Raw genomic sequence first — 25,819 nt, 5'->3', positions numbered from 1 at the left:
TCTTCAGACCCGCTCGACGGCGCGCAGGCCGAACAGGCCCGACGGCCGGACCAGCAGGAAGCCCAGCGCCGCCACGTAGGCGATCCAGCCCTCGATGCCGCCGCCGATGACGGGCCCGAGATAGACCTCCGACACCTTCTCCACCGCACCGACGATCAGCCCGGCCACGATCGCCCCGGCGATGGAATCGAAGCCGCCGAGCACGAGCACCGGCAGGGCCTTCAGCACCACCAGCGACAGGGAGAACTGCACGCCGAGCCGCGCGCCCCAGAGCAGCCCCGCCACCAGCGCGACGATCCCGGCGGCGATCCAGACCGCCGACCAGATCCGGGGCAGGCGCAGGCCGGTGTTGAGGGCGGCCAGCGGATCGTCCGCCACCGCCCGGAAGGCGAGGCCGGTGCGGGTGTAGCGGAAGAAGGCGGAGAGGAGCGCCACCATCAGGCCGGCGGTCGCGGCGGCGAACAGGTCGAACCGGCTCACCAGCACGCCGCCGAGATCGATCGGCGTGTCGTCGATGCCGAGGTCGAGCCCGTGGACCTGGGTGCCCCAGGCGAGCTGGGCCGCGCCCTCGATCACGTAGGCGACGCCCAGCGTCGCCATGAACAGGGTGATCGGCGGCTGGTTGACCAGCGGCCGCAGCACCGTCCGCTCCACCGCGAGGCCGACCACCACCATCGCGGCGAGGGTCGCGGCGAGCGCTGCGGGAAAGGGCAGGCCGCGCTCGGTGAGGCTCACGAAGGTGAGGGCGGCGAACAGCACCATCGCGCCCTGCGCGAAGTTCAGCACGCCCGAGGTCTTGTAGATCAGCACGAAGCCGATCGCCACGAGGGCGTACATCACGCCCGACAGGAGGCCGCCGACCACGACCTCGATCAGGAAGGCGAGATCCGGGCTCATGCGGCGGCCGCGCCCGTGTCGGCATCCCCGTCCGCATCCCCGTCCGCGAGTCCCAGATAGGCGGCGATGACCGCCGGGTCCGCCTGCACCTCCGCCGGCGTGCCGGTGGCGATGCGGCGGCCGTGGTCGAGCACGGTCACCCGGTCGGAGAGGCGCATGACGACGCCGATATCGTGCTCGATCAGGACGATCGCGGCCCCGGACGTCTCCCGCGCCGCCCGGATGAAGCCGGTCATCTCGGCCTTCTCGGTCGCCGTCATGCCGGCCATCGGCTCGTCGAGGAGCAGGAGTCGCGGCCGGGCCACCAGGGCCCGGCCGAGTTCGACCCGCTTCTGGAGCCCGTAGGGAAGGCTGCCCGCCGGACGGTCGGCCACGGCTCCGAGGCCGAGGCGGCCGATCACGGCCTCGGCGGCGTCGCGGTGCGCCCGCGCCTCCCGCCGGGCCGACGGCAGGCCCAGGATCTGGGCCCCGAGCCCGGCGCGCCGCGCCGCCGCGAGCCCCGCCAGGACGTTGTCGCGGACGCTCAGGCCCGTGAACAGGGCGAGGTTCTGGAAGGTCCGGGCCACGCCCAGTGCGGCGAGCCGCCCGGCCGGCACCCGGGCAAAGGATTCCACGCCGATCCGCACCCGCCCGGCCTGAGGCGCATAGAGGCCGGTGATCGCGTTGATCAGCGAGGATTTGCCGGCGCCGTTCGGCCCGATCACCGCATGGATCTCGCCGGCCCCGACCGCGAGGTCGATCTCCGCGAAGGCCACCGTGCCGCCGAAGGCGAGGGACAGCCCCTCGACCGACAGGACCCGTCCCGCCCGGTCCCGATGCGGGCTCCCGCCGGGGGCGGGGACGGCAGCCGGGCGGGGGGCTGGCCCCGGGAGGAGGGGCCGATTGCCGTCCCGTCCCGTTCGAACGAGGCGCAGCGCAGGCTGCATGATCCGGATTCCGTTCAGGACAGGCCGCCCGCTTCGGCGCGAACCGGCGGCACCCGTTGAGAGAAGACGAGACGCAAGACGATGATCCGTCCCGGGAGGACAGTTCGACGCTCCTGCTGTTCAAATCCTGCTGCTCAGCGCGGATGAAGTCAAAAGCACAGTCTTTCCAATTTCAGGACGACACGCGAACATTCTCCCGCCGGGGAGCGGCGGCACGAGATCGCCTCCATCGTCGCGCCGACGGGCCGCACGGGACGGCCAGATCTTGCCCTGCCGGCGCGGCGACAGAGCCCGAACGCCGGCGGATCGGCCCGGCAGCAGGGACGGAAAGACACCTTGTGGTAGCATAAACTAATCCATGTAAGTATTCATGCGCGGAAACAAAATGTAGGGTTGCACGCTCAGGCCGTTGCGGAGATGCAGCCATGCCAAGCCCGCTCGCGCACAAGCTCAATTGCTACGTCCGGCTCTCGGAAGACGACCGGATGTGCTTGGCCGACGCCATGGGCCCGAGCCGCATGGTCGCCCCGCGCACCGACATCATCCACGAGGGCGACGATCCCCGCGCCATCAACGTGATCCTCGACGGCTGGGCCTGCCGGTACCGGCAGTTCGCCAACGGGCGCCGCCAGATCGTCTCGCTCCTGCTTCCGGGGGATCCGTGCGATCCGCATGTGTTCCTCCTCGACGAGATGGATCACACGATCGGGGCGATCACGCCCGTGCTCCTCGGCCAGATCTCCGGCACCGCGATGCGGGATCTGACCGCCCGCAGCCCGCGGCTCGACCTGGCCTTCCATCGCGAGAGCCTGGCCACCGCGGCGATCCAGCGCGAGTGGACCGTCAGCCTCGGCAGCCGGACCGGCATCGAGCGCCTCGCCCACCTGTTCTGCGAGCTGCATGCGCGGCTGACGGCGATCGGGCTGGCGGACGGCAATACCTGCGCGATGCCGATGACGCAGAACGATCTCGGCGACGCCATGGGCCAGACCAGCGTGCACATCAATCGGACGCTTCAGGAGCTGCGCGGCCTGGGGTTGATCACCCTGCGCAGCCGGCGCCTGACCATCCACGACCCGGCGGCGCTCGCCCGGCTCGCGCATTTCGACGCCGCCTATCTGCACCGCACGGAGGTCGACCGCATCGTCGCATGCTGAACCCTGCCGGCCCCGTGGCGATTGAGGCAGGTTGAACGACATCCGGAGTGGCCCGGCATGACAGACCCTCGCGACCCGGCGGAGCGACTCTCGGCTCTGGAGGCCGACAACGCACGCCTGCGCCGGCTGCTCGACGAAGCCGGCCTTCCGGACAGCCTGCGCCACGGGATGCGCAACACGATGGCGATGCTGCGCACGGTCATGCACCGGTCCGCCGAGAGCGCCGCGGATGTCGAGAGCTACGTGGCGCATCTCGACGGACGGTTCGGCGCGATCATGCGCGTGCAGGCCGCGACGGACGCGTTCGGCGATGCCGACCTGCACACCCTGATCTCCGACGAGTTGATGTTCCACCTCGCGCGGGAAGGGGAGCAGGCGACCCTCGCCGGCCCGCGGGTCCGCCTCCGCCCCAAGACCGCCCAGGTTCTTGCGCTGGCCCTGCACGAACTGACCAGCAACGCGGTGGAGCACGGATCCCTGGCGCTCCCGCAGGGCCGGATCCGCGCCACGTGGCGGGTGAACCTGGAGGTCGAGCCGCCTGTCCTCAGCCTCGCCTGGGCCGAGACCGGCGGCAGCGGGATCACGGCCCCGTGCCGGCGCGGCTTCGGCACGGACGTGCTGACGGAGATGCTGGCCTACGAGCTCGGCGCGGCGGTCGATCTGCACTTTGCGCCGGATGGGCTGCGCTGCGCGATCCGCGTGCCGCTCACCGCCCGGATCGGGCGCCACGTCGCCGAGGATCCCGAGACGGCGTGGGACGGCGACAGCCGGTGAGATCCGGGCCCGGGAGGACGATGCGGGCCCCCACCGGCCCCGGCGGCGCTCACGGTCCCGACGCCGCCCGCACCTGGCCGGTCATCTGGGGGAGCGCGCCGAGCGCCTCCGGGGTCTGGGTCGATCCGGGCAGGAGGAGGTAATCCGGCGTGAAGCCGGAAAAGTCCTGCAGTCGCTTCAGGTTCGGCACGCGCACGCTCTTGCGTCCGCTCTCGATCAGTCCGGCCCTGCGCAGATCCGAGAGGACCCGCGAGAGGTGGACGTTCGAGAGCCCCGCCGTGTCGGCCAGTTCCGACTGCGCCAGCGGCAGGCGGTAGTCGGGCTCCAGGCCGAGGCCGACGGCATTCAGGCGGGCGAAGAGTTCGCAGATGATATGGGCGACCTGCCGGTCGGCGGACCGGCGCCCCACCCCGACCAGCCATTCCTGGAGCACGGCTTCGTCGACCAGAACCGACCACCACAGGGCGCGGTAGATGTTGGGCCGGCGGGCGGCGAGCTCCTTGATCGTCCGGTAGGGCACGGAGGCGACGGTGCAGGGCGTCAGCGTCGCCACGGAGTGGATCGCCCGGTTCAGGAGGGAGGCGTGCAGGTCGCAGCCGTCGCCGGGCACCAGATAGGCGAGGATCGATCGCCCCCCGTCGGGCACGAGCTTGTAGCGGCAGGCAAATCCCTGAAGGATCACGTAGGCGGCGTCGGGCCGCTCGCCTTCCGAGACCAAGTCGCGCCCCGCCTCGACCTGCGCGGTCGCGCTGGTCGCAGCGTCCAGCGCGGCCATGTCGGCCTCATCCAGGTCTGCGCGCAGCGCCAGCTTGCGAAGGAAGGGGTTCAAGGGATGTTCCGGAAGGACCGCGCCGCGTCACGAGCCGCGCCAGCGTAAACGCGCGACCGCCTATTCCTACTCCCTCGGGTCATCACATCACCGTCTCGTCCGGCCCCGGATGCCGACGGCCTCGATCCGCCGGACCATTGAACGGCCGGGCATACCGCTGCCCGGATGCGGCGTTCAGCAGAACCGGGCAAGAGCCGGACCGTTTGGGATCCACAGCCTGCGCCGGGACGAGCCACGCGACGGGAAGGCCGTGCAGACCCGCCCGTCAGGCCCAGGCTCGGCCGGATCGCGCGGGTGAGCCCGGCGCATCAGGAAAGCCGAAGCGTGCGCAGGACGGTGCCGGCCCCGTCGTGGATCTCCATGCGCCAGCCCTCCCCGGCGTCCGGCAGATCGCCGGCGCGCCGGAACTCCTCGATCAGCACCAGCGCTTCCGCTTCCGCTTGCGCGATCGACGCGGCCAGGACGCCCACCTCGTCCTCGATCGTCTCGCCGTCGCTGCTCAGGCGAAAATAGTAGCGCTCTGCCATATCATCCTTCTGCACAGGCCCGGACCCGATTTCGACCCGCCCGCGGGCTGCCGCCCGTCGGGCGACGCGTCCGCGCGCCGCGGGTTGAGGTAAGTGGCATCGATCCGCGCCCGATCAACGTGTCGGCGAAAACCCGATGGCAGATGCCCACCGGTTGATCCCGCCGCCGCCCGAAGCAGCATGAAGCTGCCGGTCTCGCGGGCGAAACGCCGCCCATCTGTGCGCCGCTCCGGCCGGGCCGCCGCGCGATGAGGCATGCCTAAATATGTGGCATACGATTTGCGAAGCCCCGAACCGTCGCAAGGAAGACGACGCAGGGGACCGCCATGAAGGCATTTGGAACTTGGGCTTCGGCCGCCGCGCTGGCCGCCGGGCTCGCGATGGGCGCCCTGGGGGCAAGCCCCGCGCGGGCTCAGGAGACCATCAAGGTCGGCATCCTGCACTCGCTGTCGGGCACGATGGCGATCTCGGAGACCACCCTCAAGGACGCGATGCTGATGCTCATCGCCGAGCAGAACGCCAAGGGCGGCGTGCTCGGCAAGAAGCTGGAGCCGGTGGTGGTCGACCCGGCCTCGAACTGGCCGCTCTTCGCCGAGAAGGCCCGCGAGCTGATCAGCAAGGACAAGGTCGCGGCCGTGTTCGGCTGCTGGACCAGCGTGTCGCGCAAGTCGGTGCTGCCGGTGTTCAAGGAACTCGACAACATCCTGTTCTACCCCGTCCAGTACGAGGGCGAGGAGAGCGAGCGGAACGTATTCTACACCGGCGCCGCCCCGAACCAGCAGGCGATCCCGGCCGTCGACTACCTGATGTCGGAGGATGGCGGCGGCGCCAAGCGCTGGGTGCTGGAGGGGACCGACTACGTCTACCCCCGCACCACCAACAAGATCCTCGAAGCCTATCTCAAGTCCAAGGGCGTCAAGGACGAGGACATCCTGATCAACTACACGCCGTTCGGCTTCTCGGACTGGCAGACCGAGGTGTCGAAGATCAAGGCCTTCGGCTCGGCCGGCAAGAAGACCGCCGTGGTCTCGACCATCAACGGCGACGCCAACGTGCCGTTCTACAAGGAGCTCGGCAACCAGGGCATCAAGGCCACCGACATCCCGGTCGTCGCCTTCTCGGTGGGCGAGGAGGAGCTCGCCGGCATCGACGCCAAGCCGCTGGTCGGCCACCTCGCCGCCTGGAACTACTTCGAATCGATCAAGACCCCGGAGAACGAGGCCTTCATCAAGAAGTGGCAGGCGTTCAAGAAGAACCCCAAGGCCGTCACCAACGACCCGATGGAGGCCCACTATATCGGCTTCAACATGTGGGTGAAGGCGGTCGAGAAGGCCGGCACCACCGACCCCGACAAGGTGATCGACGCCCTGCCGGGCATCGAGCAGAAGAACCTCACCGGCGGCACCGCCACGATGCTGCCGAACCACCACATCACCAAGCCGGTCTTCATCGGCGAGATCGAGGCGAACGGCCAGTTCGACGTGGTCTGGAAGACCGACACGCTGATCCCCGGCGAGGCGTGGTCGAAGCAGCTCGAGGGCTCGAAGGACCTCGAGGCCGACTGGGTCAAGCTCAAGTGCGGCAACTACAACACCAAGACCAAGACCTGCGGCGGCGCCTGAGGGGCGCTCCCGCTGAACGGAGGTGCCGGACCTCCAGTTCGGTCCGGCACCTTCGGATCGCGGTGAGGCGCGGGTCCCCTCTCCCGTGCGGGAGAGGGACAGGGTGAGGGATCGGGTCCTTCCGGACAGCGCGCACCCCTCACCCCAACCCTCTCCCGTACGGGAGAGGGGGCCTGTCGCGCCTCGCATCGACCGATCCGTGCAGACCGCGGCCGCCCGTTGGCGAACTCAGGTGCCGCACGCGTCCCCGTCCCGCTTCCCAGGCGCAACGAAAGTCTCGATGCTCCGTCTCCTCACCCTCCTCGTCCTGCTGCTGGCCGCCCCCGCGCTGGCCCAGGCGCCCGATCCCTACGGCCAGCTCGCCGGGGACGGCTATACCGAGATCGAGGCGGGCGTCTCCGGCCTCGCCGCCAGCGGCGACCCGCGCGCGGACGCGATCCTGTCGGCCCTGTCGGACGGACGGCTGCTGGTGCGCCCCGCCGACAGGACCCTGCTGATCCGGCAGGGCGGCACTCTGGTCGACGCCCGGACCGGCGCCGCCGCCGCCGACAGTCCCGACCTCAAGCCCGTGCGCGCCAACAACCGGGTCCGCCGGGCGATCGAGGCCGCCCGCGGGCAGCTCGACCTCGCGAGCCCCGATCCGGGAAAGCGGCGCATCGCCGCCGACGCGGTGTTCAAGGCAAGGGACGCGGCGGCCCTGCCGGCCCTCGACGCCGCCCTGGCGCGCGAGACCAGCGCGCCCGTCCGGCAGGCGCTGACCGAGGCCCGCGCCGCCGTGCTGCTCGCCAGGCCCGGCACCGCGGAGACCGACCGGATTGCCGCAATTCCCGCCATCCAGGCCCGGGGCGATGGCGACGCGATGGGCATCCTGCGCGGTCTGGCGGCGGATTCGAGCGAGGCGGTGCGCAATGCCGCCGCCCGGGGCATCGCGGCGATCGAGACGCGGCTCGCGATCCTCGGGGCCCTCCAGAACGTCTGGTACGGGATCTCGCTGGGCTCGGTCCTGCTGCTCGCCGCCATCGGACTCGCCATCACCTTCGGGGTGATGGGCGTGATCAACATGGCCCACGGCGAGATGGTGATGCTCGGCGCCTACACGACCTATGGCGTGCAGGAGCTGATCCGCACCCAGGCGCCGTCCCTGTTCGGCTGGTCGCTGGCGATCAGCATCCCCTGCGCGTTCCTGGTCGCCGGCCTCGTCGGCGTGCTGATCGAGCGGTTCATCATCCGCTTCCTCTACGGGCGCCCGCTGGAGACGCTGCTCGCCACCTTCGGGGTCAGCCTCGCGCTCCAGCAGGGCGTGCGCTCGATCTTCGGTCCGACCAACCGCGAGGTCGGCGCCCCCGCCTTCATGAGCGGCGCCTTCGATTTCTACGGCCTGTCGATCACCTGGGGCCGGATGTGGATCATCGCGTTCGCGCTGGCCGTGTTCCTGGGCCTGCTGTTCGTGCTCAGAAGAACGTCGTTCGGCCTGAAGACCCGGGCGGTCACCCAGAACCGGCGCATGGCCGCCGCCATGGGCATCCGCACCCCCTACGTCGATGCCCTGACCTTCGGGCTCGGCTCCGGCATCGCCGGCATCGCCGGGGTGGCGCTGTCGCAGATCGACAACGTCTCGCCCAATCTCGGCCAGGGCTACATCATCGACTCGTTCCTCGTGGTCGTGTTCGGCGGCGTCGGCAACCTCTGGGGGACGCTGGTGGCGGCGCTGACACTCGGCGTCGTCAACAAGCTCGCCGAGCCGTATGTCGGCGCGGTGCTCGCCAAGATCGGCCTCCTGGTCTTCATCATCCTGTTCATCCAGAAGCGCCCGCGCGGCCTGTTCGCGCTCAAGGGCCGGGCGGTGGAATCGTGAGCCCCATGCCGTCCCGCCCCCCTCTCATCGACCTGAAGGGCTGGATCTTCCTCGCCGTCCTGGCCGCCTTCTGCGGCGCCGTGCCGGTGCTGAACCTCGCGGTGCCGGAGGGCTCCGGCCTGCACCTGCCGACCTACCTCGTCTCGCTGTTCGGCAAGTACCTCGCCTACGCGCTGCTCGCGGTGAGCCTCGACCTCGTCTGGGGCTATTGCGGCATCCTCTCGCTCGGCCACGGGGCGTTCTTCGCGCTGGGCGGCTACGCGATGGGCATGTACCTGATGCGCCAGATCGGCTCCCGGGGCGTCTACGGCAACCCGGTCTTGCCCGACTTCATGGTGTTCCTGAACTACAAGGCCCTGCCCTGGTACTGGCTGGGCTTCGACCACTTCGCCTTCGCGGCCCTGATGGTGCTGCTGGTGCCGGGGCTGCTCGCCTTCGTGTTCGGCTGGCTCGCCTTCCGGTCGCGGGTCACGGGCGTCTACCTGTCGATCATCACACAGGCGCTGACCTACGCGCTGATGCTCGCCTTCTTCCGCAACGACATGGGCCTCGGCGGCAACAACGGCCTCACGGACTTCAAGGATCTTCTGGGATTTTCCGTCCAGTCCCAAAACTTCCGCGTCGGCATCTTCGTGGCGACCGGCGTGGCCTTGGCTTCGGGCTACCTGATCGCCCGGGTCATGACGGTCTCGGCGTATGGAAAGATCCTGATCGCCGTGCGCGATGCCGAGAGCCGCACGCGCTTCCTCGGCTACCGGCCGGAGCACTTCAAGACGCTGGCCTTCACGGTCTCGGCCATGATGGCGGGCGTCGCCGGCGCCCTCTACGTGCCGCAGGTCGGCATCATCAACCCGGGGGAGTTCGCCCCCACCAACTCCATCGAGACGGTGATCTGGGTGGCGGTGGGCGGGCGCGGCACGCTGGTCGGCGCAGCTCTGGGCGCCGTGCTGGTCAACTACGCCAAGACCGTGCTCACCGGCGCGATGCCCGACGCGTGGCTGTTCGCGCTGGGCGGCCTGTTCGTGGTCGTGACGCTGTTCCTGCCGCGCGGCCTCGTCGGCACCGCGATCGAGCGTCTCGGCTCCCGGCGCGCCGCCGCCACGCTGCCGCCGGAGCCCGACATCGCCCCGAAACTCGCCGAAGAAGGGCAGGGCTCGTGAGCACCGACCTCGTTGAGCGCCCGGACGCCCGGGGTCCCGCCAACCGGAAGCGGGAGACGGACGCGCTCCTCTACCTCGACGACCTGCGGGTCACCTTCGACGGCTACAAGGCCCTGCGCGGCCTGTCGCTGACCCTGGCCCGCGGCGAGTTGCGGGCGATCATCGGGCCGAACGGCGCCGGCAAGACCACCATGATGGACTGCATCACCGGCAAGACCCGGCCGGACAGCGGCATCGCGCTGTTCGACGGCACCCATGACCTGCTCAGGAGCGACGAGCCGGCGATCGCCGACCTCGGCATCGGCCGCAAGTTCCAGAAGCCGACCGTGTTCGAGAGCCACACGGTCGCCGACAACATCCTCCTCGCCCTCAAAGGCCCCCGCGCGGCCTTCGCTTCCCTGTTCGGCTGGCGCAACCGGGTGGAGGCCGCGCGGATCGACGCCCTCTTGGAGACCGTCGGCCTGCTGGCCCACCGGGGCCGCCCGGCCGCCGATCTCAGCCACGGCCAGAAGCAGTGGCTGGAGATCGGCATGCTCCTCGCCCAGGATCCCAAGCTCCTGCTGGTCGACGAGCCGGTGGCCGGCATGACCGACGCCGAGACCGCCGAGACCGCCCGGCTGCTCCGGCGGATCGCGGGCGAGCACGCCGTCCTCGTGGTGGAGCACGACATGCACTTCGTCCGCGACCTCGGCTGCCGGGTCACCTGCCTGCACGAGGGCGCAGTGCTGGCCGAGGGTTCGATCGACGCGGTCTCGGCCGACCCGCGGGTGGTCGAAGTCTATCTGGGACGATGACCATGCTCAGTGTCGAAGGCATCGACCTCTATTACGGCGCCGCCCAGGCGCTCCGCGGCGTCTCCCTGACGGCCGAGGCCGGGCGGGTGACGACGGTGCTCGGCCGCAACGGCGTGGGCAAGACCTCGCTGATGCGGGCGATCGTCGGCCAGCAGCCGGTGCGCTCCGGCGCGATCCGGCTCGACGGCCGTCCCATTCAGAACCTCGCCCCCTACGACCGGGCGCGGGCCGGGATCGCCTTCGTGCCCCAGGGCCGCGAGATCTTCCCGCTGCTCACCGTCAAGGAGAACCTGGAGACCGGCTTCGCGCCGCTGAAGCGCCGCGACCGCCACATCCCGGGGGAGATCTACGACCTGTTCCCGGTGCTCAAGGACATGCTGCACCGGCGCGGCGGCGATCTCTCGGGGGGCCAGCAGCAGCAGCTCGCCATCGCCCGGGCGCTGGTGACCCGGCCGAAGCTCCTCGTGCTCGACGAGCCCACGGAGGGCATCCAGCCCTCGATCATCAAGGATATCGGCCGGGCGATCACCTATCTCCGGTCCAAGGGCGAGATGGCGATCGTGCTGGTCGAGCAGTATTTCGCGTGGGCGCGCGACCTCTGCGATTCCTACGCGGTGATGGATCGCGGGCAGGTGGTGCTGGCCGGCCCCCGGGCCGGGATGGTGGAGGCCGACGTGCTCCGGTGGATGTCGGTGTAGGGCGCGCCGGTCGCCACGCCCCTGCCGGTGCTGCGCCGGAGGCACTTGGGAATCCGGCCCTCCGATCCGATTATTTGGACGGATGTTCAGCAATCAGACGATGGGCAACCGGAAAATCGGTCACGAAATCTGTGTTCACCGCCTCGTTCGGCCAAGGTTAAACCACAATTTGGGTTCGCCATGGGGGTCAACCACGGGGGCGCCCATGACGATCCTGGATCCGATCACCGGCGAGCTGGTCACCATCTCCCTACCAAGGCCGCGTCCGCAGACCGGTCCGCGCTGACAGGCGGTGGGGCCTCATGACGAACGCGACCGATCGAAGAACCGGACGCCGCGGCGGTCGTAGCGGCCGCCCCCAGATCCGGACGATGCCGCCGGGCCTGCTGCTGGCCGGCGGCACGGGGGCGAACGCCGCGCTGACGGCCATCGACCTCATCGCCCAGGCCCGCGCGGCCCGCCGAGAGGCCGAATCGCGCGACGGTGCGGACCGCGCGGAGCAGGGCTGACGGCGGCGACCGATTCGGTCACGCCATCGCCCGCCTGTGAGAATCGGGCTCCGCGCGACGCGGGCGTCCCGCCGGCTGCCGGGCCGGCACGATCCGGCTTGAAAGCACCCGCGCAGGAGGGTCAGAAGGCGCCAGCCTCGCAACCGCTGACGGGTGACTCATGAAGATCGGCGTCCTGATCCTGGCCGGAGCCTGCGGCGTGATCGTCGGGATCGTCATCGGATACGTGGCGGGCACGCGCGTCAGCCAGGCCTTCGCACGGCTGCCGGTGACCGACCGCTCCCCCGCCGCCCAGGCGCTCCGGATCGTCTCGCAGATCGCCGCCGAGCACGGCCTCACCCGGGACGCGCTGCTGAAGGCGATGATCGACCCTCAGGCCGGCGGGGAGGGGACGGAGCGTCCCGGCAAGGATACCGGCAAGGACCGGCGCGATCTGGCCCGGTAAGGGGCCCGGCAATGGGCCCGGTAAGGGGAAATCCGCGACCGCATGCGCGCCGGCCTCACGCGACCGGCACCGGCCGCGGGCGCAGCCTGATGCTGGCGGCGACGAGGACGGAGCGCAGCTCGGCCGGCCGAACCGGCTTCGAGAGGATCGGGATGTCCGGTGCGCCCAGATCCTCGCGCACGCGCGCCTCGTCATGGCCGCTCATCACCACCGCCGGCAGCGCACGGCCCGCCAGGCCGCGGACCGCCGCGATGCATTCCGTTCCCGTCACGCCGCTCCCGAGTTCGAAGTCGGTGATGAGGAGGTCGATCTCGGGCAGCGCAGCGGGGATCCCGGCCTCGGCCTGAACGCGGCATCCCCATTTGCGCAGCAGGCTGGCCGTCGCCCGCAGGACGGCGCCGTCATCCTCCACCAGCAGCACGCGCAGCCCGCCGATCGTCGCCGGCGGGTCGAGGGCGTCGCGCGGGGCCGCGGGCACCGGAGCCTCGGCGAGGGGGAGGTCGCCGATGGTCACGCAGGTTCCGCGCCCCGGCACCGAGCGCAGCGTCACCGCCAGGTCCAGCAGCGCGCCGAGCCGCCGGACGATCGGCAGGCCCAGGCCCACGCCCTCGACGTCCCGGTCGCCGCGGCGGCGGATCTGGTAGAATTCGTCGAAGACCCTGTCCTGATGCTCGGCCGGGATTCCCGGGCCGCGATCGTAGACCTGGATGGCGAGCCGACCGCCCCGCCGCCGGCACGCGATCAGGATCGGCCGGCCGGGCGCGTACTTGATCGCGTTGTTGACGACGTTCTGCAGCATCGTCGTGAGCAGCGCCCGGTCGGTGTCCACGACGCTGGCGCAGGCACGGCGGCGCAGGACCGTCCCGGCAAGCTGGGCGGCCTCCGAATTCTGGCGCCACACGTCGTCGAGGATGTCGTTGACCGGGACAGGCTCGGGGCGGGGCACCACCCGGCCGCTGTCGAGGGTCGAGATATCCAGAAGCGACTTGAACAGGCGCGAGACGCTCTGCAGCGACCGGTCGATGTTCTCGACCATCTGCAGTTCCTCCCGACCCAGCGGGGCGTCCCGCAGGCAGGCGGTGAACAGGCTGATGGCATGGATCGGCTGGCGCAGATCGTGGCTCGCCTGAGCCAGCAAGCGCGACTTGGACAGGTTCGCCTCCTGCTCGCGCTCATAGGCGCGGCGCAGACGCTCCAGGAGGCTGTAGATGTAGGTCGGCACGAGGACGGTGATGGCCGCCAGGGTCAGGACGAGAAACGGATTGCCGCGCCAGTACGCGTTGAAATACGTCGTGACCGCGAGCGAGACCAGGGCCGCGGCTGTTGACGCCTTCAGGGAGGTGCCCCCGTAGCGCAGGCCGTTGCCGACGATCAGCCGGATGACGATCGCGTAGAGCGGCAGGAACGGCGCGCCGCCCACGGCCATCGCGTAGGTCATTCCGCCGAGATCGAGGGCGAAGGTGACGACGCGGCGCGGCGTGTTGCTGCCGGGATGCCGGGCGATCCAACCGTACAGCGCGACGGCGAAGACCCAATGGCCGGTCACGAGATAGGCGACGAACCGGGCTTCCGGCGGGGCGATGCCACCGTAGATCTGGGGCAGGAGATACAGGCAGGCGCAGCCGATGACGACGGCTCGGATGAGGGCCTGCGCCTTCTCGTTGTCGTACGCCTCGTCCCGCTGGCGGCGCGGCTGGAACATCGGCGATCAGGCCGGGCCGGAAGCGAACGGCACGGCCCCGACGCCGTCCCGGGACTTCACGGGGGCTGCGCCTCCGGCATACGGCCCGCCCCCCCTCCTGCCGGCCTCGGTATCCTGCTGTCGCGTCATCGTGCGAACTGCCCAGCCGTATCACCGCCCGGACCCGGGTAACGGCCGCAACCGTCGCCGACCGAGGACAGATCTCTCAAGCCTACCTGAGGGTGAGCAGCACTACCAGTGGTAAAAAGAAGGGGCGATCGGGCGACGCGGACGGCATTTCCGGGCGCCGGGCGGCTATACAATCCTCGACAATCCTCGGCACAGCCCAGTCCGATCATCACAACAACATCGATTTGGAAAATATTCAGTGTGATCTTGTTTACGACACTGCAAAAATAGTCTCGCTCCACGGCCGAGTGCTCCCGGCGACCGGCACCCCGTGGCGTGGCGGGTGGCCCTCCGGGAGGCCGGCCGGGTGGCCGGCCTCAGCGGTAGGTGCCGGCGGCCGGGTCGAATCGATAGAGGCGGGCATCCCGGTCCGTGGCCGGACGCAGGCTGCCGTCCGCGCCCAGCACGGTGCCGCTGAGGGTGACCCGGACCGGGGGCCACGCGGCGGGATCGCGGGGATCCTCCGGCCGGATCTCCAGCCGGCCCTCGCTCGTGCCCATCCGGCAGGGCTCCTCCTCGACGCAGGCGGCCGAGCCGTCCGAGCCGGCCGAAACCTCACCCGCCAGCACCCAGCGCGTCGGCGCCCCGTAGAACTGCAGGAGGAGGAAGGAGAAGTCGCGGGCCCCGGCCGCACCGGAAGCGGCAAGGCGCAGGCCCATCAGGAGGCGCCCCCGGCTCAGCGGCTTGAACACCGCGCCTCGCTGCTCGTCCACCGCCGGGGCGCTGCCGTTGCGGTTTCCGGTCCCGATCCGCCCGGACAGGGTCTGCACCCCCTCGAGACGCCAGCGCATGTCCTTGAGGGCGTAGGTGGCGGCCGCGACGCTCCGCCGGTTGGGCGCAGCGGCATCCTCGCCCGGCGCCGGCATCGTGACGAACCCGGTGAACCAGCTCCCGGTCTCGGTGGAGAACATCGCGGCGGTCCAGAACTCCGCCGTGCGGCCGTCCTTCATCCGGCAGGTCTCGGCTTCCTTGTCGGCGGGCCGCCCGCAGATCGCCGCCAGCACCGTGGCATGCGGCAGCATGGCGAGGTCGGGATCGGCCGCAGCGGGCCGGGCGGCCAGTCCGGACAGCCCCGCCAGGCCCAGACCCGCCAGACGCCGCATGCGGGCCGCACGTCCGACCCCGTGTCCCGATCGCCTCATGCCCCGGCCCTTGCCACGGGGTCCGCGACGGCGACATTCGGACAGGTGTACGATCGGACGCTCCGCAGCCGCCGCCCCGCCCCCCTCATTCACCGACACCGGCCGTCGCGGCTTTCGCGGCCGCCGCGGAACGGGAGGTGACGTCGAGGGCCCGCAGGAGCGCCGAGACGTGGATGCGGACGGTGAAGGGCGAGATGTCCAGTTCCCGGGCGATCTCCTTGTTGGTGTGCCCCCGGGCGACGAGGCGCAGCACGTCGCGCTGGCGCTGCGTCAGGGGCGGGAGCGGTCCGCGCGGTAGGGCGAGGCCCGAGACGGGGCTTCGCCGGATCACGAACTCCCCGTCGCGAATCGCCGCGATCGCCTGGGCGATCTCCGCTGCCGGCAACGCCTTGCCGATGAAGCCGTCGGCGCCCTCGGCCATGACGGTCCGGATCAGGCCCTCGTCGTCGGTCATCGACACGACGACGATCGAGGCCCGCTCGAACTCGACGCGCAGCGCTCCGATGGAGTGCCGGGGATCGAGGCCGGGGAACAGAAGGTCGAGGAAGAACGCCCGGGGCGGCGGCCCGGTGCGGGCCATTGCCAGGACCTGCTCCATCGTGGCGGCCTCCCGGACGAGGGCCTGGGGATAGAGCCGTTCGGTGATGCGCCGCATGCCCTCGCGGAACAGCGGATGATCGTCGGCGACGATGAGGGTCTCGCGCGCGGAGCCGTTCATTCCACTCCCGATCGCAGCATCGGAATCTTTCCCCACGACGTCCCCAGCACAGGGCCATGCCGGATGAAATCCAGGCCCTGTCAAGGGTGCGACGATAGGTCAGATACACTAGTAGACCGGTTTTTTCCGCATGCCTAGAAGTCAGCCCGTCATGATGACAGGCATCGGCCGCCGGTTCTTTTGAATCTTTCCAAAAACATCAAGGCTGTTTGTCCTGTCGTGCGTGCCGATGCGGCGCACGAATTACGTCGTTCCATGTTCGGGGGCCTGCTGGATGTCGGAAGTCGAGCGCCAGAATGCTGAGCGGCAGGCTCAGGACAGGCTGTCCGGTCCCCACGCGGCCCCGAGCCCGGCGGCCTCCGCCAAGCCGGCCCTGTCGCCGAGCCTCATCGCGATCGTGGGCGGGCTGGTGGCAGCGGGCGCCGTCGCGGGCGTGCTGCTCTCGGGCGGCGGCGAGACCGCCGGGACGGCCGAGCGGCCGGCCCTGAACCTCGTCAAGACGGGCCAGATCGACAAGGCCGCCGAAACCCTGCCCGCCGACGAGAAGGACAAGATCGTCGCCGAAGCCAAGGCCTGCCGGGCGCCCCTGGGCCTGATGCGCCTGTCGAAGACGAAGGCCGATGCCGGCGGCGTGGTGCGCATCCGCGCCGGGAACTACCTGTCGCCGGCCTTCAACATCACCGACGGGCCGATCAACATCGCGGTCCCGTTCCCGGCCCCCTACGAGGCCGGCAAGGGCGAGATCGTCATCGAGGGCGCCGCCAAGGACGTGTTCGTCGAGCTCACCCCGGGTTTGACGGTCGATACCACCGCGGGCGTCAAGCGGATCCCCGTGATCTGGAACACCAGCAAGCCCTGCGGAGGCTGACGGATGTCGAAATCCGCCATCCTCCCCTTCGTCGTCTCCGGCCTCGTGGTCGCGGTCCTCACGCCGCTCCTGCTGAGCACCGATTACGGCCCGGTCGCCTGGTGGAACGCCGCCGGAGCGGAGCTGCGGTGGAGGGCGGCGATCGGGATCGCCGTCGCCCTGCTGGCGGCGCTGGGCCTCGCCGCGACCGCGACGGCCGCCCGCAAGGCGGAGGCCGGCCTCGGGCAGCCGGCCGGGGGCCTGCTCGCCCTGCCGCGCCTGATCGTGGCGCCGCGCCGGGTCGTGGAGGCCCGGTCTCCCGAGGCCGTGATCGCGAATCTGGAGAACATGGTCGGGCTCGCGCCGGTCAAGCGCGAGGTCAACGCCCTGATCGCGCGGCTGGAACTGGAGCAGCGGCGGCGCGCCGAGGGCCTGCCGGTGGCGGCGATCAGCCAGCACATGGTGTTCACCGGGCCTCCCGGCGTCGGCAAGACCGAGGTCGCCCGGGCGATCGGCGAGATCTACCGGTCCCTCGAGGTGCTGCGCCGCGGGCATCTCGTGGAGGTCGACCGCGCGGCCCTGGTGGCGGGCTATGTCGGCCAGACCGCAGCCAAGACCCTGGAGAAGTGCCACGAGGCCCTCGACGGCATCCTGTTCATCGACGAGGCCTACACCCTGGCCGCCGGCGGCGGCGGCGGGGGCGACTTCGGCAAGGAGGCGATCGACACCCTCCTCAAGTTCATGGAGGACAACCGCGACCGGATCATCGTGATCGTCGCCGGCTACACCAACGACATGCGCCGGTTCATCGACACCAATCCGGGACTGGCCGGCCGCTTCACCAAGACCGTCGAATTCCCGCCCTACAGCCCGAAGGATCTCTGCGAGATCCTGAAGCGCATGGCGGCCCGGCAGCAATTCGCGCTCCCCGAGGGGTTCGAGGCGGCGCTCACCCCCTGGCTCGCGCAGCGGTCCCGCGCCGAGGACTGGTCGAACGCCCGCGAGATGCGGACCCTCCTGGAGAAGGCCCGCGAGGCCCAGGCCGCCCGGGTCGCCCTGCAGGGCGGCGACCTGCGCCGCCTGGAGATCGTCGATCTGCTCCGCGCCACCGGCGAGGACGCCTGACGGCGAGACGATCGCGGGACGCCCCGCGCCCGTTCAGCACCACGGCCAGCACCAAGGTTTGTCACGTCCATGGAACGCCTCGACAAGCATCCGGTCGCGCTCTTCGCGGTCATCGTGCTGGGTGCCACCGGCCTGCTGGTCGCCCTGCGGCCGGACCTGCTCGGACCGCTCGCCGCGACGCCCGCGGCCCTGCTGCGCAACGGCCTGATCCTCGGCGGCCTCGTCGGGGGCCTCCTGGCGGCGAGCTACATCCCGGCGCGGATCGAGGCGACGCGGCGCGCCCTGGACCAGGCCCGGGCGAGCCGCAGGATCCGCCCGATCCGCTTCGTGGACGACGGCGCGGGCGCGGAGAAGAAGGACCTCCTGGCCACCGCGCTCGCGACCCTCGACGGCATGGTCGGCCTCGACCCCGTGAAGCTGGAGGTGAAGGGCGTCATCGCCCGGATGCAGGTGGAGCAGCAGCGCCGCGCCCAGAACCTGCCGGTGGCGGCCATGAGCCAGCACATGGTGTTCACCGGGCCCCCCGGCGTCGGCAAGACCGAGGTCGCCCGGATCCTCGGCAACGTCTTCAAGGCGCTGAAGGTGCTGCGCAAGGGCCACGTCGTGGAGGTCGACCGGGCCGGGCTGGTGGCGGGCTATGCCGGCCAGACCGCGATCAAGACCCTGGAGCGCTGCCGCGAGGCCCTCGACGGCATCCTGTTCATCGACGAGGCCTACACCCTGGCCGCCGCCGGCGGGGGCGGGGGCGACTTCGGCAAGGAGGCGATCGACACCCTCCTCAAGTTCATGGAGGACAACCGCGACCGGATCATCGTGATCGTCGCCGGCTACACCAACGACATGCGCCGGTTCATCGACACGAATCCGGGGCTCGCCAGCCGCTTCACCAAGACCGTCGAGTTCCCGCCCTACAGCCCGCCGGAACTCGCCGAGATCCTGAAGCGCATGGCGGCCGGCCAGGGCTTCGTCATGCCGGAGGGGTTCGAGAAGGACCTCGCGGCCTATGTCGGCGCCCGGTCCAAGGCCGAGGACTGGGCCAATGCCCGCGAGATGCGGACGGTGCTGGAGAAGGCCCGCCAGGCGCAGGCGCTGCGCCTCGCCGCCAGCCCCGGCGGCGACATCAACCGGCTCGAACCCGCCGACATCGCCGCGGCCCTCGGCCGCCAGGCCGGCGGCGCGGTCGACATGGACGCCGCCCGGAAGGTCATGGCCCGCCTCGACGCGATGATCGGGCTCGCGCCGGTCAAGGAGCAGGTGAAGACCGTGGCGGCGCGGGTGCTGGTCGATGCCCGGCGCCGCGCCGAGGGCATCGAGGTCGGCGCGGTGAGCCAGCACATGGTGTTCACCGGCCCGCCCGGCGTCGGCAAGACCGAGGTGGCGCGCATCATGGGCGACATCTTCCGGGCGCTCGGCGTCCTGCGGAAGGGGCACGTGGTCGAGGTCGACCGGGCCGGGCTGGTGGCGGGCTATGTCGGCCAGACCGCGGCCAAGACCCTGGAGCGCTGCCGCGAGGCCCTCGACGGCATCCTGTTCATCGACGAGGCCTACACCCTGGCCGAGGGCGGCGGGGGCGGGGGCGACTTCGGCAAGGAGGCGATCGACACCCTCCTCAAGTTCATGGAGGACAACCGCGACCGGATCATCGTGATCGTCGCCGGCTACACCGACGACATGGCCCGGTTCATCGACACGAATCCCGGCCTCGCCGGCCGCTTCACCAAGACCGTCGAATTCCCGGCCTACGATCCTTACGACCTCGTCGAGATCCTGCGCCTGATGGCGTCGCGGCAATCCTTCCGGCTGCCGCCGCGCTTCGAGACCCTGCTGATCCCGTGGGTCGAGCAGCGCGCGCAGCGGCACGACTGGGCGAATGCCCGCGCGATGCGCACCCTCCTGGAGCGCCTGCGCGAGGCCCAGGCGATGCGGCTCGCCAGCGATCCCCTGGGCGATTACGGCCAGTTCGAGCTCGTGGATTTCGAGCGGGCGCTCGGCGGCGGCGCCCCGCGCCCCGCCGCATTGTCGTGACGGCCCGGGAGCCGTCGCGGCCATGAGCATCGCACGCGAGGACTGGCTGCGCGCGCACGCGACCCTCTGGTACGACGATCGCCGCTACCGCCTGGCCTGGCTCGCCCTGCCGCAGGCCGTGACCTGCGCGGTGGCGGGCCTGTGCATGGCGCTGGCCGCGCAGGGCGTCTGGGGTCAGCCGGCCACCGCCTCGAAGGCGCGGATCGCCGAGCTGAGCGCCCTGCGCGACCGGGCCGGCAAGGACGGCGACCGCACGGCGTTCGACGCGCTGACCGCCGCGGCCACCCGGGGCCAGATCGACGCCGCGACCAAGCTCGGGACGCTCTACGACCCGCTGACCGCCGCCTACTTCCCCAGCAAGCCCGCGCCGAACGATTTCGCCCGGGCGGCCGCCCTCTACGGACCGGGCGCCGCGATCGGCGACCTCCTGGCGGTCGCGCGCCTCGCGGACGTGCTGCTCGATCCGGCCAACCCCAACCGCGACCTCCGGCGCGGCTGCCGCCTCGCCCAGACCTGGTTCGACGATCCCGAGACGCTCGAGCGCACGATCACCGGCGAGGAGCGGCTCACCGTCAAGCTCGCCACCTGCTACGTCGAGCCCGAGAGCGGCCTGCCGCAGGACCCGGTCCGGGCCGGGGGGCTGGTGACCGCGGTGCTGTGGCGCAAGCACCGGCCGACGATGGACGCCTTCATCAACAATCTCGGCCAGCAGAACCCCGCCCTGGTGTCGGGCCTCCAGCGGCATCTGGCCGAGCAGCGTCGCTATATCGGCCCCGTGGACGGGCGGCCCAATCCCGGGATCATCACGGCCCTCCAGGTGGAGGCGGGGATCACCAACACGGTCGCGACCCCGCGGCCCGAGCCGCGGCGGATGGCGCCCAAGGGCCCGGATCCGGAGGTGATCGCCCTCGCGACCGCCGCCCGGGCCGGCGACCGGCGGAAGCTGGCCGAGCTCAAGGGCCGGGCCGATGCCGGGGACGCGGACGCGCTCACCGCCTATGCGCGCCTGTTCAACCCGGTGATGAACAAGGGCGACGTCTTCGCGCCGGACGCGCAGGTCGCCGTGGCCGCCTACGAGCGCGCCGCGGCCGCCGGGAACGGCATGGCGGCGGGCGAGGCCGCGGTGCTCCACGATTCCGGCTACGGCAACGTCGCCAAGGATCCCCGGAAGGCCGCGGCCCTCGCCCTGCGGGGCATCGACCTCAAGGACGACCAGATCACCTTCTGGCTGCTGTTCCCCGAGGCGGGGCACTGGAGCGACGGGTTCTGGGGCGCCCTCCAGGCCGAACTGACCACCCGCGGCTTCTACACGCTCCCGGTCGAGAACACGCGCAATCCGGCGGTCATCACGGCCCTGCGCGCCTACATGAAAGCCAAGTCATGAGCGGCGTCTTGATCGGGACCGACCGGCTCCGGGCGCACGCGACGCTCTGGTACGCGGATGCGCGCTACCGCCTCGCCTGGCTGGTCCTGCCCCAGGCCGCGGTCGCGCTCCTGGCCGGCCTCGCCCTCGCGCTGCTGAAGCCCGCGGGCGAGTGGGGCAAGCCTGCCGACAGCAAGGAGAACGAGAAGCTCTATCTCGACCTGCTCGACAAGGCCGGCAAGGACGGCGACAGGGCCGCCTTCGAGAAGCTCAAGGCGGGTGCCGAGGCCGGCGACGTCAGCGCCCGCTCGTTCATGGGCGCCCTCTACAATCCCGAATGGGCCGCGCTCTACGTCAAGAATCCCGTCAAGCCCGACGCCGCCAAGGCCCTGACCTACTACCAGAAGCCCGCCGACCTCGGCTTCCCCGGGGCCCAGCGCGGCATGACCGAACTCCTGCTCAACAGAGGCCGCGGCCAATACGATCTCAAGCGGGGCTGCCGCTACGGGCTGGCCTTCCACGCGAACCCGGTCGCCGCCCGGAACGCCTATCTCGATTCCTGGTCGACGCTCTACTGGATCGCCGGCTGCTACACCGATGCCGAGAGCGGCGTCCCGCGCGATCCGCAGAAGGCCGCCGATCTCTACATGGACACGGTGGCGGCCAAGCTGCCGCTGGCGGTCACCACCTTCACGGACGAGCTCGGCCGCCAGCCCCCCGACCTCGTGGCGGCGATCCAGCGCAATCTCGCGAAGCGCGGCTTCTACACGGGCCCCGCCGACGGGTCGGCGACGCCGCAGACGCGCGCGGCCGTGCAGGCGCTGGCCGGCAGGGCCGCCGGCCCGCAGACCAATCCGGGGACCGGCAATCCAGGGGCGGGCAATTCCGGGGCTGGCAATTCCGGGGCGGGCAATTCCGGCCCCGGAAAGCCGGGCACGCCGCCGCCCGCGACACCCCCCGCCTCCGCGCCGAGCGTCGAGGCGTTGATGGCGCTGTTCAAGAGCGCGACCACCAACGCCGCCGACGAGGCGAAGCTCAGGAGCCTGGCGGAGAGCGGGGTCTCGGTGGCGCAGTATCTCTACGCGCTGCTCCTGTCGCCGGCGAACACGGAGCAGCGGATCACCGCCCCCGACGGCCTCTTGGCGCGGCGGTATCTGGAGCGCCTCGCGGGCGAGGCCTCCTTCGCCCCCGCGGCGGCCTCGGCGGCGTTCCTGTTCGATATCGGCGGCGCCGGCCTGCAGCGGGATCCCGGCAAGGCGGCCGACATGACGATCCGCGCCCTCGAACTCAAGTCCACCGAGATCCTGCAGAACCTCGAGCAGGACAAATGGGGCGTCGGCTTCTGGGCCGCGCTCCAGCAACGCCTCGCCGACCGGAATCTCTACCAGGGCCGCGTCGTCGACCAGCGCAACGACCGCACCATCCAGGCGGCCCGCCGCCTCCTCGGCAATCCATAGGAGACGGCCATGGCCCCCCGCCGCCGTTCGAATCCTGCGCGGTTCCCGGCCCCTCGGGCCGGGCGCCGCCTCGCCCTCTTCGCCGCCGCCCTGTCGGCCGGCCTCCTCCTGCCCGCCGCCGCGCAGGCGCAGATCAAGGTCCGCAAGGCCGATTGCTTCTTCGCGGCCGACGGCAGGACCGTCATCGACGGGGTCTGCGAGTTCCTGACCGATGCGCGCAGCTACGGCGTGGGCGGGTTCCGTCTCGCCACCTACGACAACGGCTACCTGCGCGACGGCGTGGTCGTGTCGGTGACGGCGCCGGGCCGGGGCACGGCCACCTGGAACCGGGAGCCCGGCGGCAAGCCCGAGGACGGCCCCTCCGACGGCGTCACGTCGGAGGGCGCCTGCTGGACCGGGTCCCGGAGCCGGGTCTGCGCCTGGAAGGTCGGCGAGGGCCGCCCCGGCTTCGGCGGGGCTCCCGCGGCGGCGCCTGAGGCCGGCGCGCCGCGGGCCGCCGATTGCTACCTCGAGGTCGCCGGCGATGTCCGCCTCGACGGAGCCTGCCAGTTCCGGGCGGAGACCGGGCAGACCGGTGCCCGCGGCTTCGAGATCCGCTCCTATTCCGGGAGCAAGCTCGACGTCGTGGCGCAGCTCGTCCGCGACCCGCAGAACCCGCTGAAAGCCACCGCCTTCTGGAACGGGTCGTCCGGTGGCCTGCGCGCCGCCGAATCCCTCGGCGCCCTGTCCCCGAGCGGCCCCTGCTGGGACAATGACGGCGTCCGTCTCTGCGTCTGGCAGCCCGGCCAGCCTCGCGGCGGCTGGGACCGGCGGGACGGCGGGACCGCGCCTTCCCGCGATCGGCCCGCCGAAGCGCGGGCTCCGGCCCCGCCCGACACGCCGCCGCCGCCGTCGCAGTCACCGTCTCCACCGCCCGCGCCCCGCGACACCGCGGAGGCGCGGGACCCGCCGCCGGGCACGTTCCTGAAGCTGTCCTTCAAGGGCCGCTGCGAATCCCTGGTGATGGACGGGGAGGATCTCACCGCCCTCTGCGCCTCAGGTGCGGTGAACACCTCCGTCGTCGGGAGCCCGAAGGCCGGGTTCATCTTCGGCACCACCGACGGCAAGGCCATGGCGTTCCTGGCCTCGGCGAAGGGCCTCGTCGCAGGCGGCACCCTGCGCCAGCCCATCGACGAGCTGATGTACGCCGAGCGCGACCAGTCCACCATCAAGGTGAAGGGCACCTGCGAGTTGCCCAACCCGATGGGCGGCCCGGTGGTCATCACGTGCAACGCCCAGTCGACGAACAGCACCTACGCGGTCCGGTTCCGCACCGATGGCGGCAAGCCGGTCCTGGAGCGCTCCGACCCGAAGTGAGCGTCCCGCCCGCGGTCCACGACCGCCCGTCCCGCAGGCCGAGGAGGAGTCCCATGGCACACAGCGTCCCGAAGTCGAGAGCGGCCGGGGTCGTGCGGCCTGGGCGGCCCGGCTTCGGCTTCCTCTTCGGCCTCCTCGGCCTCCTCGGGCTCTGCCTCGCGGGGCCGGCGCTCGCCGGATCCACGAGCGTGACCGCGCGCCCCGGACAGCGGATCCGCCTCGACGGCTACGCCACCCACGAGACCCGGCCGGGCTGCCCGTCGGTTCCGGCGGCCGCGGTCGAACTGGTCACGCCGCCCCGCGGCGGACGCATCGAGCAGCGGCGCGAATTCCTGGTCCTCGGCCGGAACACCGACGGCACCCCGTCGCGGGACGGCTGCCAGGATGTCGAGCGGGACGCGCGGGCGCTCTACTACACGGCCCGGCCCGATTTCTCCGGCCTGGACACGGTGTCGGTGATCGTCACCTTCGTCACCGGCGAGGAGGCGACCTACACCTACAGGATCACGGTGCCCGAGGGCGAAGGCCGGCGGGCGCCGGCGGTGTCCCAGGCACCCGCCCCCCGCGACGCGGGCCTCTCGCGGCCGGCCCCGACGGCGCGCGCCGCTCCGGCCGAGCGAGCGGCTCCGGCTCCGGCGCCTCAGGAGGCCAGCACCGGCGACTTCCTGCGCGACGCGGTCCGCGGCGCGGTCCCGGCCGGCCGGCCGGCACCGGCTTCGCCGCCCCCGAAGGCTGCAGAGGCCGCGGCGCCCGTATCCGGCACGCCCGCACCGCCCGCGCTGCCGCCACAGCAGCTGGCACCGCCGCGCCCGCCCGCCGCGCCGCAGCTCTGACGCGCCGCGGACGGTCAGCCCTGCGGCGGAGGCCGCGCCCCCCATCGCCAAGCCGAGGACGAGGCCCGTGCATCAGCACCTTCCGAACGCTCCCCGATCCGCAGCACCGACCCGACCGCGGCGGCGCACCGGCGCCGGCGTCCTGGCCCTCGGGTCGGCACTCGGCTCAGCGCTCTGCCTGCCGCTCTGCCTCGCCCTGCCGGCCCGGGCGGAGGTGGAGAACAAGACCGCGCGCCCCGGCCAGCGGATCTTCCTCCAGGGCTTCACCTACTACTTCGCCACGCAGGGGTGCCGCTCGCGCGCGGCCACGATCGAACTCGTCAGGCCGCCGCGCGGCGGGCGCATCGAGCAGCGGCGGGAATTCCGGATCCTCAGCGGCAAGGTCGACGAGACCGGGGCGCAGATCCGGCAGCCGGACGGCTGCGAGGACGCCAAGAAGGATGCGATGTCGCTCTACTACACGGCACGCACCGACTTCTCCGGCCTCGACACCCTGTCGGTCGCCGTCACCTTCGGGGACGGGTCCACGGTGCCGTACACGTTCCGGATCACCGTGCCGCCGGGCGAGCCCCGCCGGGCCCCGGCGGTGTCGCAGGTGCCGGTGCCGCGCGACGGCGGCAGCGGCCAGGCCGCACCGGTGGCCCGGGCGGCGCCGGCTCCGGCGTCCCGGGAGGCCGGCACCAGCACCGGCGATTTCCTGCGCGACACGGTCCGCGGCTCGGTCGCGGCCCCGCGGCCGGCGCCGGTCGCTGAGCCTCCGAAGGCGGAGGCGGCCGCGTCCGGCGCGGTGCCGCGGACCGAGCCCCCGGCACCGCGCGAGATGGCGCCGCCGCCGCGCCCCCGGCCACCGGCCGCGCCGCAGCTCTGAGACCCTGCGGGGGGCCGGCCGG

At 71.5% G+C, this 25,819-nt stretch carries 24 protein-coding genes; 17 read left to right on the top strand and 7 right to left on the bottom strand.

Annotation, left to right across the window (positions count from 1 at the left end; translation table 11 throughout):
• Positions 1-3 precede the first annotated feature (3 nt).
• Positions 4-897 carry a branched-chain amino acid ABC transporter permease gene (locus ABIC70_RS18160; protein WP_053609774.1) on the bottom strand — a complete coding sequence of 298 codons (894 nt, stop codon included), beginning with the start codon at positions 895-897 and terminating at the stop codon, positions 4-6.
• Positions 894-1,823: an ABC transporter ATP-binding protein gene (locus tag ABIC70_RS18155; protein ID WP_354440444.1), complete on the bottom strand. Its 930-nt coding sequence runs from the start codon at positions 1,821-1,823 to the stop codon at positions 894-896. Before ABIC70_RS18155 ends, ABIC70_RS18160 begins: the two co-directional genes overlap by 4 nt.
• Before the next feature lie 425 nt (positions 1,824-2,248).
• Between ABIC70_RS18155 and ABIC70_RS18150 the strand changes: the two genes are divergently transcribed.
• Both ABIC70_RS18150 and ABIC70_RS18145 read left to right on the top strand, forming a co-directional pair.
• Positions 2,249-2,980 (top strand): Crp/Fnr family transcriptional regulator, encoded by a 732-nt coding sequence (locus tag ABIC70_RS18150; RefSeq protein ID WP_053609776.1) that lies wholly within the window; start codon positions 2,249-2,251, stop codon positions 2,978-2,980.
• 57 nt (positions 2,981-3,037) lie between these two features.
• Complete coding sequence (locus ABIC70_RS18145) at positions 3,038-3,754, top strand: HWE histidine kinase domain-containing protein (RefSeq protein WP_043355062.1); 717 nt, start codon at positions 3,038-3,040, stop codon at positions 3,752-3,754.
• Positions 3,755-3,803: 49 nt separating this feature from the next.
• On the opposite strand, the gene ABIC70_RS18140 is transcribed toward ABIC70_RS18145, so the two are convergent.
• Positions 3,804-4,583: a Crp/Fnr family transcriptional regulator gene (locus ABIC70_RS18140; protein WP_043756572.1), complete on the bottom strand. Its 780-nt coding sequence runs from the start codon at positions 4,581-4,583 to the stop codon at positions 3,804-3,806.
• A gap of 308 nt (positions 4,584-4,891) precedes the next feature.
• Positions 4,892-5,110, bottom strand: coding sequence for a DUF6894 family protein (locus tag ABIC70_RS18135; protein WP_182592934.1), 219 nt, complete (start codon positions 5,108-5,110; stop codon positions 4,892-4,894).
• Positions 5,111-5,436: 326 nt separating this feature from the next.
• Here ABIC70_RS18135 and urtA point away from each other — a divergent pair, with 326 nt between their 5' ends.
• The 7 genes from urtA to ABIC70_RS18100 all read left to right on the top strand — a co-directional run bounded on the left by urtA (position 5,437) and on the right by ABIC70_RS18100 (position 12,193).
• Positions 5,437-6,732, top strand: coding sequence for an urea ABC transporter substrate-binding protein (urtA, locus tag ABIC70_RS18130; protein WP_182592933.1), 1,296 nt, complete (start codon positions 5,437-5,439; stop codon positions 6,730-6,732).
• A 280-nt stretch (positions 6,733-7,012) separates the two neighbouring features.
• A complete protein-coding gene (gene urtB / locus ABIC70_RS18125) occupies positions 7,013-8,587 on the top strand; it encodes an urea ABC transporter permease subunit UrtB (protein ID WP_354440441.1) in 1,575 nt (524 codons plus the stop codon).
• Between the two features lie 5 nt (positions 8,588-8,592).
• Positions 8,593-9,747 carry an urea ABC transporter permease subunit UrtC gene (urtC, locus tag ABIC70_RS18120; RefSeq protein ID WP_043756577.1) on the top strand — a complete coding sequence of 385 codons (1,155 nt, stop codon included), beginning with the start codon at positions 8,593-8,595 and terminating at the stop codon, positions 9,745-9,747.
• Positions 9,744-10,541 (top strand): urea ABC transporter ATP-binding protein UrtD, encoded by a 798-nt coding sequence (gene urtD, locus ABIC70_RS18115; protein WP_075379988.1) that lies wholly within the window; start codon positions 9,744-9,746, stop codon positions 10,539-10,541. Before urtC ends, urtD begins: the two co-directional genes overlap by 4 nt.
• A gap of 2 nt (positions 10,542-10,543) precedes the next feature.
• A complete protein-coding gene (urtE, locus tag ABIC70_RS18110; protein WP_043347553.1) occupies positions 10,544-11,239 on the top strand; it encodes an urea ABC transporter ATP-binding subunit UrtE in 696 nt (231 codons plus the stop codon).
• A 371-nt stretch (positions 11,240-11,610) separates the two neighbouring features.
• Complete coding sequence (locus tag ABIC70_RS18105) at positions 11,611-11,748, top strand: hypothetical protein (RefSeq protein ID WP_236952905.1); 138 nt, start codon at positions 11,611-11,613, stop codon at positions 11,746-11,748.
• A 160-nt stretch (positions 11,749-11,908) separates the two neighbouring features.
• Positions 11,909-12,193 carry a hypothetical protein gene (locus ABIC70_RS18100; RefSeq protein ID WP_354440438.1) on the top strand — a complete coding sequence of 95 codons (285 nt, stop codon included), beginning with the start codon at positions 11,909-11,911 and terminating at the stop codon, positions 12,191-12,193.
• Positions 12,194-12,248: 55 nt separating this feature from the next.
• Here ABIC70_RS18100 and ABIC70_RS18095 read toward each other — a convergent pair whose 3' ends face one another.
• The 3 genes from ABIC70_RS18095 to ABIC70_RS18085 all read right to left on the bottom strand — a co-directional run bounded on the left by ABIC70_RS18095 (position 12,249) and on the right by ABIC70_RS18085 (position 15,923).
• Positions 12,249-13,895: an ATP-binding protein gene (locus ABIC70_RS18095; protein ID WP_354440436.1), complete on the bottom strand. Its 1,647-nt coding sequence runs from the start codon at positions 13,893-13,895 to the stop codon at positions 12,249-12,251.
• 485 nt (positions 13,896-14,380) lie between these two features.
• A complete protein-coding gene (locus ABIC70_RS18090) occupies positions 14,381-15,166 on the bottom strand; it encodes a hypothetical protein (RefSeq protein ID WP_354440434.1) in 786 nt (261 codons plus the stop codon).
• A gap of 124 nt (positions 15,167-15,290) precedes the next feature.
• Positions 15,291-15,923, bottom strand: coding sequence for a LuxR C-terminal-related transcriptional regulator (locus ABIC70_RS18085; RefSeq protein WP_043389341.1), 633 nt, complete (start codon positions 15,921-15,923; stop codon positions 15,291-15,293).
• A 274-nt stretch (positions 15,924-16,197) separates the two neighbouring features.
• Here ABIC70_RS18085 and ABIC70_RS18080 point away from each other — a divergent pair, with 274 nt between their 5' ends.
• The 8 genes from ABIC70_RS18080 to ABIC70_RS18045 all read left to right on the top strand — a co-directional run bounded on the left by ABIC70_RS18080 (position 16,198) and on the right by ABIC70_RS18045 (position 25,797).
• A complete protein-coding gene (locus tag ABIC70_RS18080; protein ID WP_043389344.1) occupies positions 16,198-16,791 on the top strand; it encodes a hypothetical protein in 594 nt (197 codons plus the stop codon).
• A gap of 3 nt (positions 16,792-16,794) precedes the next feature.
• A complete protein-coding gene (locus tag ABIC70_RS18075) occupies positions 16,795-17,895 on the top strand; it encodes an AAA family ATPase (RefSeq protein ID WP_043355315.1) in 1,101 nt (366 codons plus the stop codon).
• Positions 17,896-17,964: 69 nt separating this feature from the next.
• Positions 17,965-19,920 carry an AAA family ATPase gene (locus ABIC70_RS18070; protein ID WP_182592926.1) on the top strand — a complete coding sequence of 652 codons (1,956 nt, stop codon included), beginning with the start codon at positions 17,965-17,967 and terminating at the stop codon, positions 19,918-19,920.
• A 22-nt stretch (positions 19,921-19,942) separates the two neighbouring features.
• A complete protein-coding gene (locus ABIC70_RS18065; RefSeq protein WP_182592925.1) occupies positions 19,943-21,304 on the top strand; it encodes a hypothetical protein in 1,362 nt (453 codons plus the stop codon).
• A complete protein-coding gene (locus tag ABIC70_RS18060; RefSeq protein ID WP_043355317.1) occupies positions 21,301-22,740 on the top strand; it encodes a peptidoglycan-binding protein in 1,440 nt (479 codons plus the stop codon). Before ABIC70_RS18065 ends, ABIC70_RS18060 begins: the two co-directional genes overlap by 4 nt.
• A gap of 9 nt (positions 22,741-22,749) precedes the next feature.
• Entirely contained in the window at positions 22,750-24,096 is a 1,347-nt protein-coding gene (locus ABIC70_RS18055) for a hypothetical protein (protein ID WP_182592924.1), read from the top strand.
• Positions 24,097-24,149: 53 nt separating this feature from the next.
• Complete coding sequence (locus ABIC70_RS18050; protein ID WP_182592923.1) at positions 24,150-24,929, top strand: hypothetical protein; 780 nt, start codon at positions 24,150-24,152, stop codon at positions 24,927-24,929.
• A gap of 67 nt (positions 24,930-24,996) precedes the next feature.
• Complete coding sequence (locus tag ABIC70_RS18045) at positions 24,997-25,797, top strand: hypothetical protein (protein WP_043756601.1); 801 nt, start codon at positions 24,997-24,999, stop codon at positions 25,795-25,797.
• Positions 25,798-25,819 lie beyond the last annotated feature (22 nt).

This window comes from Methylobacterium sp. 1973 (assembly GCF_040545035.1).
In the GTDB taxonomy this organism is placed as follows: domain Bacteria; phylum Pseudomonadota; class Alphaproteobacteria; order Rhizobiales; family Beijerinckiaceae; genus Methylobacterium; species Methylobacterium fujisawaense.
This window is presented reverse-complemented; position numbering and strand designations above follow the sequence as displayed.